The organism is Arthrobacter sp. J156, assembly GCF_056172865.1.
Window position 1 is genome coordinate 1,121,949 of sequence record NZ_CM149650.1, and the last position, 13,112, is coordinate 1,135,060.

The 13,112-nt window shown below is 71.2% G+C and carries 14 protein-coding genes; all 14 read right to left on the reverse strand.

Annotated features, from left to right (window positions below; translation table 11 throughout):
- Nucleotides 1-36: 36 nt before the first annotated feature.
- On the reverse strand, nt 37-852 hold the full coding sequence (locus AC0QR5_RS05170; RefSeq protein ID WP_329860992.1) for a F0F1 ATP synthase subunit delta: 816 nt from the start codon (nt 850-852) through the stop codon (nt 37-39).
- Entirely contained in the window at nt 852-1,403 is a 552-nt protein-coding gene (locus AC0QR5_RS05175; protein ID WP_329860993.1) for a F0F1 ATP synthase subunit B, read from the reverse strand. The genes AC0QR5_RS05170 and AC0QR5_RS05175 overlap by 1 nt, the downstream gene beginning before the upstream one ends.
- 51 nt (nt 1,404-1,454) lie before the next feature.
- Nucleotides 1,455-1,670, reverse strand: coding sequence for an ATP synthase F0 subunit C (locus AC0QR5_RS05180; protein WP_329860994.1), 216 nt, complete (start codon nt 1,668-1,670; stop codon nt 1,455-1,457).
- 91 nt (nt 1,671-1,761) lie between these two features.
- Complete coding sequence (gene atpB, locus AC0QR5_RS05185; RefSeq protein ID WP_329860995.1) at nt 1,762-2,568, reverse strand: F0F1 ATP synthase subunit A; 807 nt, start codon at nt 2,566-2,568, stop codon at nt 1,762-1,764.
- 93 nt (nt 2,569-2,661) lie between these two features.
- Nucleotides 2,662-2,895: an AtpZ/AtpI family protein gene (locus tag AC0QR5_RS05190; protein ID WP_329860996.1), complete on the reverse strand. Its 234-nt coding sequence runs from the start codon at nt 2,893-2,895 to the stop codon at nt 2,662-2,664.
- Nucleotides 2,882-3,403, reverse strand: a complete 522-nt coding sequence (locus AC0QR5_RS05195) for a Cg1360 family ATP-synthase-associated protein (protein ID WP_329860997.1) — start codon at nt 3,401-3,403, stop codon at nt 2,882-2,884. Before AC0QR5_RS05195 ends, AC0QR5_RS05190 begins: the two co-directional genes overlap by 14 nt.
- Before the next feature lie 49 nt (nt 3,404-3,452).
- Nucleotides 3,453-4,556 (reverse strand): MraY family glycosyltransferase, encoded by a 1,104-nt coding sequence (locus tag AC0QR5_RS05200; protein ID WP_329860998.1) that lies wholly within the window; start codon nt 4,554-4,556, stop codon nt 3,453-3,455.
- Nucleotides 4,553-5,305 carry an L-threonylcarbamoyladenylate synthase gene (locus tag AC0QR5_RS05205; protein WP_430632839.1) on the reverse strand — a complete coding sequence of 251 codons (753 nt, stop codon included), beginning with the start codon at nt 5,303-5,305 and terminating at the stop codon, nt 4,553-4,555. The genes AC0QR5_RS05200 and AC0QR5_RS05205 overlap by 4 nt, the downstream gene beginning before the upstream one ends.
- A gap of 21 nt (nt 5,306-5,326) precedes the next feature.
- Complete coding sequence (gene prmC, locus AC0QR5_RS05210) at nt 5,327-6,190, reverse strand: peptide chain release factor N(5)-glutamine methyltransferase (protein WP_329861000.1); 864 nt, start codon at nt 6,188-6,190, stop codon at nt 5,327-5,329.
- Between the two features lie 4 nt (nt 6,191-6,194).
- Nucleotides 6,195-7,277 (reverse strand): peptide chain release factor 1, encoded by a 1,083-nt coding sequence (prfA, locus tag AC0QR5_RS05215; protein WP_329861001.1) that lies wholly within the window; start codon nt 7,275-7,277, stop codon nt 6,195-6,197.
- 145 nt (nt 7,278-7,422) lie between these two features.
- Nucleotides 7,423-9,459 (reverse strand): transcription termination factor Rho, encoded by a 2,037-nt coding sequence (gene rho, locus AC0QR5_RS05220; protein ID WP_329861002.1) that lies wholly within the window; start codon nt 9,457-9,459, stop codon nt 7,423-7,425.
- A 282-nt stretch (nt 9,460-9,741) separates the two neighbouring features.
- Nucleotides 9,742-10,695 (reverse strand): homoserine kinase, encoded by a 954-nt coding sequence (thrB, locus tag AC0QR5_RS05225; protein WP_329861003.1) that lies wholly within the window; start codon nt 10,693-10,695, stop codon nt 9,742-9,744.
- Between the two features lie 8 nt (nt 10,696-10,703).
- Complete coding sequence (thrC, locus tag AC0QR5_RS05230; protein WP_329861004.1) at nt 10,704-11,804, reverse strand: threonine synthase; 1,101 nt, start codon at nt 11,802-11,804, stop codon at nt 10,704-10,706.
- A complete protein-coding gene (locus AC0QR5_RS05235; protein ID WP_329861006.1) occupies nt 11,805-13,112 on the reverse strand; it encodes a homoserine dehydrogenase in 1,308 nt (435 codons plus the stop codon).

Genomic DNA, 13,112 nt, shown 5'->3' on the forward strand with positions numbered 1-13,112 from the left:
AGTCTATGGTTCGGCCGGGCTGTTCCGCGGTGCGGATCAGCCGGCCAGCCTGCGGCGGAGTTCGCTGAGGCGGGTTGCCGCGCTCGCGTCGACGACCTCGTCGCCGACTTCCACGCGGATGCCCCCGACCAAGGTCGGATCGACGGTGACATTGATCTTCAGGTCGCGGCCGTAGAGCCGATTGAGGCCGGACTGCAGCCGTGCGACCTGTTCGCCGGTCAACGGACGGGTGACGCTGACGTTCGCGATCCACCGCTGCTGGCGCTTGGCCACCAGTTCAAGGAACCGCTGCACCAGGGCGCCGGGCTTGAGCCCGCGGGGGGCGGCCACCGCCTGCCGGATCAGCGTCTTCGCCGCGTCGGACGCGTGCGGGACGAGCTTGAGGGCCAGGGCCGTCTTGGCCTCCGCCCCCGCCTGCGGCTCGTCGAGCGCGCGCTGCAGCTCATGACTGGAACCGACGACCTGGGTGAACTGGAGCAGCTCACCCTCCAGGGCCTCCAGTCCCTCGGGACCGTTGCCCTGGCGTTCCGCATAGGAGACCGCGGCCGTCGCGGCCAGGATCTCCAGTGCGTCCCCGATGTCACGCGCCGAGCGCCAGCGCGATGCGGCGAGGTCCGCGGCGGTGGATTCGGCGAGAGCCGAGACCTTGCCGCCGACGAGCCGCGACACCAGCGCGGCCTTCTCCTTGCCGTCACGCGTCGGATCAGTCAGGGCACGGCGCAGGCCGGCGTTGCCGTCCAGCGTGCCCAGGATGCCAAAGAGGTCCTCCGCCAGGGACAGGTCCGCCGTTGCCAGCTTGGGCTCCAGCTCGGCCTGCGCCGCGGCCAGTGACTCGCTCGATACGCCTGCCATTAGTTCGATGCACCTGCACTCTGCTGGGACTCGAGGTCGGCCAGGAAGCGGTCGACCACGCGCGCGGAGCGTGCGTCGTCCTGCAGCGACTCGCCGACGATCTTGCCCGCGAGCTCGGTCGCCAGGGTGCCGACCTCGCTGCGGAGGGAAGCCACGGCGGCCGTGCGCTCGGCCTCGATCTGGACGTGGGCCTGCTCGGTGATGCGGGCCGACTCGGCGGCCGCCTTCTCCTTGAGCTCGGCCAGGATCTTGGCGCCTTCGGCACGGGCTTCCTCGCGGATGCGATTGGCCTCGGTGCGGGCGTCGGTCAGCTGCTGCTTGTACTCCTCGAGCGCGGCATTGGCCTCGGCCTGGGCGGCCTCCGCCTTCGCGATGCCGCCCTCGATCGCCGCGGAGCGCTCTTCGTACGTCTTCTCGAACGCCGGGACGACGAACTTGTTCACAATGAACAGCAGGATCGCGAAGCCGAGGACGGTGACCAGGATTTCCCACCAGTTCGGGACCAGCGGGTTGGCACCCTCAGCGGCCGCGAGAATGACTGCGTTGTTCATTTTTCACCCGTCTTTCTATTGCCAGTGCCTACGGAAACCGGTCAGCGGACGCTAGGCGCCGATGACGAAGGCGAAGACCAGGCCGAGGATGGCGAGTGCTTCGGTGAACGCGAGGCCCATGAAGGCCAGCGGCTGCAGGACGCGCTGGGCCTCCGGCTGGCGGGCGACGCCGTTGATGAAGGCCGCGAACACCAGGCCGACGCCGATGCCGCCGCCGATGGCGGAGAGACCGTAGCCGATGAGGTTGAGGGAACCGTGGATTTCCATTGTTTTCCTTTCAAGATGCCGGTGCGGTGCCCGACAGGTTGTGAGTTAATGTCGACCCCCCGGTGGCGTGGGGGGACAGCTGTGGTGGACCCTAGTGGGCCTCGGAGATGGAGCCCTGGATGTAGACCGCCGTGAGGAGGACGAACACGTACGCCTGCAGCAGCTGGATGAAGACCTCGAAGAGGAACATGCCGATGCCGCCGGCCATGGTCAGCACGCCGAGGACCGGCATCAGGCCGGAGGTCTGGGTCAGCAGGAAGGCCGATCCCGAGGCGGCGAGGGCGATGATCATGTGGCCCGAGAGCATGGTCGCGAAGAGACGGAGGCTGTGCGTGACCGGACGGACGAGGAACGTGGAGACGATCTCGATCAGCACGACGGGCAGCAGGAAGGCCTTCGGCACGCCCGACGGGACGACGGCGACCTTGAAGTAGCCGATGCCGTGGGTCTTGATGCCGAGGTAGATCCAGTAGAAGTAGACGATGCCGGCCAGCGCGTAGGCCGTGCCCACGTGGGAGGTGGTCGGCAGCTGGATGAACGGCACGGAGCCGAAGAAGTTGTTCACCAGGATGAAGAAGAACAGCGTCACGAGCAACGGGACGAAGGGCTTGAAGTCCCGTTCGCCGATCAGGTCCTTGCCGATCGAGTTGCGGACGAAGTTGTAGCTTCCCTCACCGAGGAACTGGAACTTCCCGGGGACCAGCTGGCGGCGGCGCGAGGCCGCGACGAGGAACCAGGAGATCAGGGCGACGGAGAGGAGGACCAGCAGCATCTGCTTGCCGAAGCCCGTCCCGTAATCCGCCCCCCACGGAAGGATGTCGGGAAGATGCAAGTCTTCGATGGCTGGCGGAACGAACCCGCCTTCTTGGGGGGCCGCCTGAAGCGCAAGCGCGATCAACGCGTTTCCTCTCTGCAGTGTCCGTCTTTGGGCATCTCGGCCGGGCCGCGTCGGCGGCGTCCTGCCGTATCAAGTTGTAGGGCTGTTACGGGGTCATTCGTCGGCCTGCCGGGAGGCATGGGCCTTGCGGTGTTGGTGGGCTAGGTAGAACCCGGAACCGGCACCCAGAACCGCGCCCGCGATCATGATCCAGTGGGCATGCAACAGGTAATCCAGCCCCCACCCTATCAAACCGAAGGCTATGATCCCGCCAAGGATGTAGTTGATGTACTCGCGGGTCCAGGAGCCGTTGACGGGCTCGCGGGACACCGGGTCAAGCCGCGCCACGGGAGCCTCCCGGGGACGTCTCGGGCTCGGGGTCCGCGTAGAGCTGGAAGCGCTGGCGCGAGAAGACCACCATTTCCGTGGCCTGCCAGACGACGACCATGGCCACGGCCGAGACGAGGAACCAGGTTCCGTCGATCCAGGACGGCACGCCGAGGCCGAAGACCAGCGCGCCGAATCCGACGACCTTGACGACGTAGCCGACGACGAAGGCCGAAAGGGCCGCCGAGGGATTGCGCCGCCCGACGACATGTCCGATCACCAGCGTGATGCCGAAGAAGACGACGACGAGTGCGGCGCCGGCGAGGACGCTCGGCACGGCGGCCGGCCCTGCGGCGATGGCCGCGACGACCGCCACGAGGACGGTCAGTGCGGCTCCGACGAGGGAGCAGCGGCGGAGCATCCCGAGCCAGGGCTGCGGGGTCTCCCCCGAGGCCCGGAGCATGTCCGGTCCCCCCTGCGTGCTGGCGTGCTGCGTCATCCGCGTCCCGTCGCTGTCGTGCTCTGGCATGTCCGTGGCTCCCGAGGGCCGTGTTGAATTCTACACGAGATAGAACGGGCTAGCGCGACCGCGTCCGCCGGATCCACGGATGCAGCGTGAGGTAGGCGGCGCCCAGCAGGAGCAGCCCCCAGACCGTGAGCAGGATCCCCGTGTGGAGCTGTTTGAAGATGAAGGACACGGAGCCGAAGGCGATGAGCGCGGACCACAGGTAGAGGAGGCAGACGGCCTGGCGCTGGGTGTAGCCGCCGTCGACGAGCTTGTGGTGCAGGTGCCCCCGGTCCGCCGAGAACGGGGAGCGTCCCCTCGCCGTCCTCCGGATGACGGCGAGGGCCAGGTCCAGGAGCGGAAGCATGATGACCGCCACGGGCAGCAGGATCGGCATGTAGGCGGGGACGTTGCGGAAGCGGTAGCCCTCCTGGGCCCCGACGTCGGCCGTGACGGCGATGGCCGCGACGGACATGAGCAGGCCGATGATGAGCGCCCCGGACTCCCCCATGAAGATCTTGGCCGGATGGAAGTTGTGCGGCAGGAAGCCCAGGCAGGCCCCCAGCAACAGGGCCATGAGCATGGCCGAGAAGTTGGAGTGGTCGAACTGGTTGATGGTCCTCGAGAGCGTGTAGCAGTAGACGAAGAACGCGGCCGCCCCGATCCCCGCCATCCCGGCGGCGAGCCCGTCGAGCCCGTCGACGAAGTTGATGGCGTTCATGGTCAGCACCACGAGCAGCACGGTGAGCGCGGTCTGCATCGGCCCGTCGGGGAGCCTGATCCAGCCCACTGGCATCGCCTCGAGCCGGATGCCCGAGCCCGCCACGACGAGCCCGATCGCCGTCTGCCCGGCGAGCTTGTAGTACCAGCGGAGGTCCCAGACGTCATCGGCCACGCCGAGCACGAGGACGAGCACGGCCGCCGTGGCCACCCCGAGCGCCGGCCCCGGATCGCGGAATGAGCCCGAGAGGAAATCGATCTGCGTGCCGGCACCGAGCCCGAGCAGGATCGCCGCGACCATGGCCACCCCGCCGAGCTTGGGGATGGGACGCTCGTGGACGTCGCGGTCACGCAACGGTGCCTCGACGAGGACCTTGAGGCCGATGCGGCGCATGAGCGGCGTCAGGAGGTACGACGTCGCGAAGGTGAGCCCCATCAGCAGAAGGTACATCCTCATGGCGTGCGGCCGGCCGCCTCTTCCGACGCGTCGTCGGCGTCGTCGCCTCCGGTCAGCCCGTCCCCGGCAGCCGCGTCGGGTCCGGACGCGGAGCGCACGGAGGCGACGACCGAGCGGAGCCGCTCGAGCGGCAGGGCGCCTTCGCGGACGACGACGGGTTCGGAGCCCGTGCAGTCGACGATGGTGGAGGGCAGCGCCTCGGCTCCCCCGGCGGGACGCTGCCCGTCCGAGAGGTAGACCTCGACCGATTCCCCGAGCTGCTCCTCGGCGTCGGCGGCGTCGACCGCGGCGGGGCGTCCGGACCGGTTCGCGGAGGAGACCGCGAGCGGTCCGACGGCGCGCAGCACCTCGAGCGCGAGCTCGTCGTCCGGCATGCGCAGGGCCACGGTGCCGCGGGTCTCGCCCAGGTCCCACGTCAGGGACGGCTGGGCCTGCAGGATCAGGGTCAGGGGTCCGGGCCAGAAGGCGCCCGCCAGGGCGCGCGCGTCGGCGCGCACGTCGACGGCCAACCCGTCGAGCGTCTCGGGGCGCGGGATCAGCACGGGCGGCGGCATCGAGCGCCCGCGGCCCTTGGCCGCCAGGAGCGTGGCCACGGCCTGGGGCGAGAAGGCGTCGGCGGCAATGCCGTAGACGGTGTCGGTCGGCAGCACGACGCATTGCCGGTCCTTCAGCGCCGTGGTCGCCGCCTCGATTCCAGCGGCGCGGTCGTCCGGGTCCTGGCAGTCAAAGCGTGAAGTCACGGTGTCCATTCTTCCATGTCGTCCCCCATGTCAGCGCAGAACCGCCGACGTCGCGCGCGCCCGTCCGGCCAGGTCCCGGTGGCCCAGGACGGACTCCCAGCAGCCGGCGTCCTCGAAGAGGGCCCGCGCGGAGAGGTCCTGCACCTCGGCGTGTTCCATGACCACGTAGCCGCCGGGCCGCAGGAGGCGGGCGGCCGATCGTTCGACGGCGGCCGGCAGCTCGAGCCCGGACGCGCCGCCGCCGTAGAGCGCCAGCTCGGGATCGTGGTCCCTGACCTCGGGGTCGACGGGGACCGCGCCGGCCGGGATGTAGGGGGGATTGCTGACGACGACGTCGACGGTCCCGTCCAGTTCCTCGAACGCCGTGCGCAGGTCCCCCTGCACGAGGTGGACGCCGTGCGGGGCGAGGTTCCGCTCGGCCCAGGCCAGGGCGAGCGGACTGAGCTCGACGGCGTGCACCTCCGCGCCGTCGACCTCGCTCGCGACCGCGGCGGCGAGGGCGCCCGAGCCGGTCCCGAGGTCCACGACGCGCACCACGCCGCCGGGGGCCCTCCGCTCGAGCGCGGCCTCGATCGCGAGCCGGGCGACCTCCTCGGTCTCCGGTCGGGGGACGAAGACGCCGGGGCCCACCGCGAGCTCGAGGTGGCGGAAGTACGCCGTTCCGGTCAGGTGCTGCAGGGGCACGCGCGAGCAGCGCTCGGCGACGAGCCCGGCGAAGCCCTCGGGCTCGGGCGCGCCGGCGAGGGCGAGCGCCTGGAGCCGGCCGCGGCCCACCCCGGCCGCGTGGGCGGCGAGGAGCTCGGCGTCGACGCGTGGGGTGGGGACGCCCGCGGCCCGCAGCCGCCTCACGGCGTCGGCGAGGGCGCCGGCCAGGTCCCGCTCCGTTGCTGCCACGGCCCTACTGCTGCTCGTCGCCGAGCGCCTCGAGGCGAGACTGCTCGTCCGCCTCGATGCAGGACTGGATGACCGCCTCGAGGTCCCCGTTCATCACGGCGTCGAGGTTGTAGGACTTGTAGCCCGTGCGGTGGTCGGCGATCCGGTTCTCCGGGTAGTTGTAGGTGCGGATGCGCTCGGAGCGGTCCATCGTGCGCACCTGCGACTTGCGGGCCTCGGAGTTCTCGGCGTCGATCTGCTCCTGCTGGTGGGCCAGGAGCCGGGAGCGGAGCACGCGCATGGCCGCTTCGCGGTTCTGCAGCTGGGACTTCTCGTTCTGCATGGCCACGACGATCCCCGTCGGCAGGTGCGTGATGCGCACGGCCGAGTCGGTCGTGTTCACGGACTGCCCGCCCGGCCCCGAGGAGCGGTAGACGTCGATCTTCAGGTCGTTGGCGTGGATCTCGACCTCCTCGGGCTCGTCGACCTCGGGCAGGACCAGGACGCCGGCGGCGGAGGTGTGGATGCGCCCCTGCGACTCGGTGACGGGCACGCGCTGGACGCGGTGCACGCCGCCCTCGAACTTCAAGTGCGCGAACACGCCGTCCGCAGGGTCGTTCGAGGATCCCTTGATCGCGACCTGGGCGTCCTTGTAGCCGCCGAGGTCGGACTCGTTGAAGGAGATCATCTCCGTCTTCCAGCCCTTGGACTCCGCATAGCGCGTGTACATCCGCAGCAGGTCCGCGGCGAAGAGCGCGGCCTCGTCGCCGCCCTCGCCGCCCTTGACCTCGAGGATCACGTTGCGCGCGTCGTTGGGGTCCCGCGGGATCAGGAGGCGGCGCAGCTTCTCCTGGGCGGCGGGCAGCTGGGCCTCGATCTCCTCGGCCTCCGCCGCGAACTCGGGGTCCTCGTCGGCCATGAGCCGGGCCGCCTCGAGGTCGTCGCTGAGCTGGCGCCAGCGCTTGTGGGCGTCGACGATCCCGCCGAGCTCGGCGCTGCGCCGGCCGAGCTTGCGGGCCATCGCCTGGTCCTGGTAGACGGCCGGATCGCTCAGCCGGGCCTGCAGCTCGGCGTATTCGTCGAGAAGGCCCTGGACGGACTCGAACATGGTGGTCAACTTCCTTCGCTACGGCTGCTTCAAGGGTAAGGGGAACGCCCGGCGGGGGCGTGGGGCGCCCGGAACCGGGCGTTAACGGCTCAACGCCCGGCCCGTCCCGCCGGGGAGGCGGTGACGGGTCCGGGCGTTGGGGCAGCTAGTTCTCCGACTTGGACGCGAGCGTCGTCTTGCCCACGAGCATGAGGAACTCCGCGTTGGACTGGGTCTCGCGGATCTTGCTGGTGAGCAGCTCGAGGGCCTGCTGCTGTTCGAGGCCGGAGAGCACGCGGCGCAGGCGCCACATGATCTTGACCTCGTCGGCCGAGAGCAGGTTCTCCTCGCGGCGCGTGCCGGAGCTGTTGACGTCCACGGCCGGGAAGATGCGCTTGTCCGCCAGCTGGCGGGACAGGCGCAGCTCCATGTTGCCCGTGCCCTTGAACTCCTCGAAGATGACCTCGTCCATCTTGGACCCGGTCTCGACGAGCGCGGTGGCCAGGATGGTCAGCGAGCCGCCGTTCTCGATGTTGCGGGCGGCGCCGAAGAAGCGCTTCGGCGGGTACAGGGCCGAGGAGTCGACGCCGCCGGAGAGGATGCGGCCCGACGCCGGCGCGCTGAGGTTGTAGGCGCGGCCCAGGCGGGTCATCGAGTCCAGCAGCACGACGACGTCCATGCCCATCTCCACGAGGCGCTTGGCGCGCTCGATCGCGAGCTCGGCGACCGTGGTGTGGTCGTCGGCCGGGCGGTCGAAGGTCGAGGCGATGACCTCGCCCTTGACCGTGCGCTGCATGTCGGTGACTTCCTCGGGACGCTCGTCCACGAGCACCATCATGAGGTGGACCTCGGGGTTGTTGATGGTGATCGCGTTGGCGATCGACTGGAGGATGAGCGTCTTGCCGGCCTTCGGGGGCGAGACGATCAGGCCGCGCTGGCCCTTGCCGATCGGGGCGACGAGGTCGATCACGCGCGGTCCGACCTTCTTCGGGTCGGTCTCGAGGCGCAGGCGCTCGGACGGGTAGAGCGGGACGAGCTTGTTGAACTCGACGCGGTCCCGGCCGTTCTCCTCGGCGGGCTTGCCGTTGATGGAGGTCAGCTTGACGAGGGCGTTGAACTTCTGGCGCTGGTTCGCAGTGCTCTCGCCGTCGCGCGGGGCGCGGATGGCGCCGACGACGGCGTCGCCCTTGCGCAGGTTGTGCTTCTTGACCTGGTTCAGGGACACGTAGACGTCGTTCGGGCCGGGCAGGTAGCCGGAGGTGCGCACGAACGCGTAGTTCTCGAGGACGTCGAGGATGCCGGCGACGGGCAGCAGCACGTCATCCTCGGTCACCTCGGTGTCGTCGACGTCCGGCTGGTTGCGGCCGCGGCGGTTGCGCCGCTCGTTGCGGTCGTTGCGGTTGCGCTCGTTGCGGTCGTTCCGGTTGCGGCGGTTGCGGCCCGAGCGGTCCTGCTGCTCGTTGTCCCGCTGGTTCTCGCGCTGGCCCTGCTGCTCGCGCTGGCCCTGCTCGCGCTGCTCGTTGCCGCCCTGCTCCTGCTGCTCGCCCTCGCCGCGGCGGTTGCGGTTGCGGCGGTTGCGTCCGCCGCGCTCCTGCTGCTCGTTCTCGCCGCGCGCGGACTCGTTCCGGCCCTGCTCGGAGCCGGAATCAGCCGGGGCGTCCTGGCCGGAGCCGGCGCCCTGCGCGTCGGAGGCGGGCTCGGCGGCCGGACCCTGCTGGGCCTCGGCGCGGCGTCCGCGGGAACGGCGCCCGGAGGGCTGCTCGCCGGAGCCGGAGTCCGCCGCCGGGGCCTCCTGCTGCGCGGGGGCCGCGTCCTGCTCGGCGGACCCGGCGGCGACGGAGTCGCTCGAGGCGCGGCGGTTGCGCGAACGCGTGCGCGGGGCCCGGGCCTCGCCCTGCTCCTTGCCACCCTGCTCGCGGGACGGCTGCTCCTGGGCGGGCTCGCCCTGGGACGCGGGCGCCGCGGCGGAGGCCACGGGGGCCTGCTCCTGATTGGCCTTGGCGCCGCGGTCGGCGACGGCGCCTCCACGCTGGTGGTTGGAGATGGCGGCGACGAGGTCGCCCTTGCGCATCCGCGACCCGCCGGTGATGCCGAGCTGGGAGGCGAGCGCCTGCAGCTGGGCCAGCTTGAGCCCGGACAATCCGGCGCTCTTGGGTGCGGTGCTGGTTTCCACGCCTGGATCCAGGCTGGTGGTTTCGGTCACGAAGGTTCCTTCCCCCTCGTCGGGCGGACCGGATTCAGAGCGGCCCGCGGACTATTGACAGCCGGTCCCGCGTCAGATGCGGGACGGCGACACGGTGATGCGGCCTCCTGCCCCATGGAACAGGGACGGCAGGATGGAAGGCCGCACGCGGCCACGATGATGCACGGCATACGGGGGACCACCTGGGTGGAAGCTCGATATGCACGATGTGCGGTGGACGGTGCCGGCCGCCGGGCGGGTGGAATGCCACCTCCGGTGTGCGGGCTCCGGCCGATATGGCCGCTAGTGCACCTCTACCTTAGCACCGTCGCGGTCCACGCCGGGCATCAGGACACGCCAGCGAACGGCTGATCCCGCCGTGGCCGCGGCGATGAGCCCGCCGATCCGCTCCGCGTCGCCCGGCCCGTCGGCGAAGGCCAGGACGGTCGGCCCGGCTCCGGAGACGACGGCGGCGGCGCCCTCGGCGCGCAACGCGGCGATGAGGCGGGCGCTGTCCGGCATGGCCTCGGCGCGGAAGCCCTGGTGGAGGTAGTCCTCGGTCGCGTCCAGCAGGAGCGACGGCCGGCCCCCCAGCGCGGCGACCAGGAGGCCGACGCGCGCGGAGTTCGCCGCCGCGTGGGAGTGCGGGACCGAGGCGGGCAACAGCGAGCGCGCGCGGTGGGTGGACAGCTCGACGTCGGGCACGGCGACGACGGGGACGATGCCGGCGGCCAGGTCCAGGTCCACGGCCCGGGCCGGCCCGCCCCCGGGCTCGTAGCTCAGCACGAGCCCGCCGTGCAGGGCGGGCGCGACGTTGTCGGGGTGGCCCTCGATCCGCGTCGCCTCGGCGAAGACCCCCGCGAGGCCTCCGGCGCGGGCGCGCAGCGGTTCGGGCAGGAGCGCGTCGGCCGCGAGCAGGCCGGACACGACGGCGGCGGCGGAGGAACCGAGTCCCCGCCCGTGCGGAATCCGGTTCACGGCACGCAGGCGCAGCCCGGACGGCTCGGCGCCGAGCGCCGCCCAGCGCCCGCGCAGGATCCTCGCGACGAGGTGCGTCTCGTCCCGGGGCAGAACGTCCTCGCCCTCGCCCGAGACCTCGACGACCGTGCGCGGCTCGTCCGTCGTCTCGACCTCGAGCGTGTCGAAGAGGCCAACGGCGAGCCCGAGGGCGTCGAAGCCCGGCCCGAGGTTGGCGCTCGTGGCCGGGACGGTGACGGTGATCCGCTGCCCCGGGGCGACCGCGGTCTGCTCCCCCACCGGGCCGCCTACGCCAGGCCGAGCGCGTCGGCGACGGCGACGACGTCGAATCCGACCTTCGTCGGCGTCACGTCGGAACCGTCGGCGTTGCGCAGGGCCCACTGCGGATCCTTGAGTCCGTGGCCCGTGACGGTGATGACGATCGTCTTGCCGCTCGGCGCCGTTCCGGCCGCGTGGTGCTTGAGCAGCCCGGCGACGCCGGCCGCCGAGGCGGGCTCGACGAAGACGCCCTCGCGGGAGGAGAGCCAGCGGTGGGCCTCGAGGATCTCCTCGTCGGTGACGGCCTCGATCAGCCCGCCGGACTCGTCGCGCGCGGCCTCGGCCTGCTGCCACGAGGCCGGGTTGCCGATCCGGATCGCGGTCGCGATGGTGTCCGGCTCGGTGATCGGGTGGCCCGCGACGATCGGCGCCGCGCCGGCCGCCTGGAAGCCCCACATGGCGGGACGCTTGGTCGACACGGGTCCCAGGGTGCCCGCCGTCGCTGACTCGTACGGCTCGGAGTACTCCTTGTATCCCTTCCAGTACGCCGTGATGTTCCCGGCGTTGCCGACGGGCAGGAGGTGGTAGTCGGGGGCGTCGCCGAGGAAGTCCACGACCTCGAACGCCCCCGTCTTCTGCCCCTCGATCCGCGCGGGGTTGACGGAGTTCACGAGGAACACCGGGTAGTTCTCGCTGAGCTTGCGGGCCACCTCGAGGCAGTTGTCGAAGTTCCCGTCGACCTGGAGCAGCTCGGCCCCGTGCGCGATCGCCTGGGACAGCTTGCCGAGGGCGATCTTGCCGTCCGGCACGAGGACGGCGCACTTGATGCCGGCCTGGGTCGCGTAGGCGGCGGCGGACGCCGAGGTGTTGCCGGTGGAGGCGCAGACGACGGCCTGCGCCCCGGCCTCCACGGCGGCCGTGATGGCCATGGTCATGCCGCGGTCCTTGAAGGAGCCGGTCGGGTTCATGCCCTCGACCTTGAGGTACACCTCGGAACCGGTCAGCGCCGACAGCGCCGGGGCGTGCACGAGCGGCGTGCCGCCCTCGCCGAGGGTGACCACCCGCGTCGATTCGGTGACGGGCAGGCGGGAAGCGTATTCGCGGATGACTCCGCGCCACTGATGGGCCACTTAGTTTCCTTCGACTCGCAGGACGGACGTGATCTTCTGGACGACGGGGAGCGCGGCGATGTCCTTCACGGTCGCCGCGAGGGCCGACTCGCGCCCGGTGTGCGTGACGAAGCGCAGCGTCGCGAAGCCCTTCTCGGCCGCGGTGTCCGGATGGGTCGACTGGCGCATGGTCTCGATGGACACGCCGTGCCGGGCGAAGATCGAGGCGATCGAGGCGAGGACGCCGGTCTCGTCCGAGACGTCCAGGCTGATCGCGTAGCTCGTCGTCGCCTGCTCGATCGGCAGCGCGGCCAGGGCGCCGGAGGTCGTCTCCGTGCGTCCCCTGCCGCCGACGACGACCCGGCGGGCGGCGCTCACGACGTCGCCGAGCACGGCCGAGGCGGTCGGCGAACCGCCGGCGCCCTGGCCGTAGAACATGAGCTCGCCGGCGTTCTCCGCCTCGACGAAGACGGCGTTGAACGCGCCGTGGACGGCGGCCAGCGGGTGGCTGCGCGGCAGCAGCGTGGGATGCACGCGGACCCCGATGCCCTCGTGGCCCGCCTCGTCCACGAGGCGCTCGGCGATCGCGAGGAGCTTGATGACCATGCCCGCGTCGGAGGCGGCGGCGACGTCGTCGGCGGTGACCGAGGTGATGCCCTCGCAGTGCACGGCGGAGAGGTCGAAGCGCGTGTGGAAGGACAGCGAGGCGAGGATGGCGGCCTTCGCCGCGGCGTCGTGCCCCTCGACGTCGGCCGTCGGGTCCGCCTCGGCGTAGCCGAGCCGCTGCGCCTCGGCCAGGACGTCGCCGAACTGGGCGCCCGTGGTGTCCATGGCATCGAGGATGAAGTTGGTGGTGCCGTTGACGATGCCCATCACCTTGGTGATGCGGTCGCCGGAGAGGCTGTCGCGGATAGGGCGCAGGATCGGGATGGCCCCGGCGACGGCGGCCTCGTAGGAGAGCTGGACGCCCGCCGCGTCGGCGAGCTCCGAGAGCTCGGGCAGCTGCGCGGCCAAGAGGGCCTTGTTGCCGCTGACGACGGTGGCCCCGGCGGCGATCGCCCGGCGGATCAGCGTCCCGGCCGGTTCGAGCCCGCCCATGAGCTCGATCACGATGTCGGCGGAGTCGACGAGCGCCTCCGCGTCCGTGGTGAGCAGCTCCCGGGGCAGTTCGACGGCGCGCGGCGCGTCGACGTCCCGCACGGCGATCCCCGCCAGCTCAAGGCGCGCGCCCGTGCGACCGGCGAGCTCCCCGGCGTCGTCCAGCAGGATCCGGGCCACTTGGGACCCGACGTTGCCGGCGCCGAGCAGCGCCACCTTGAGTGTCTTCAC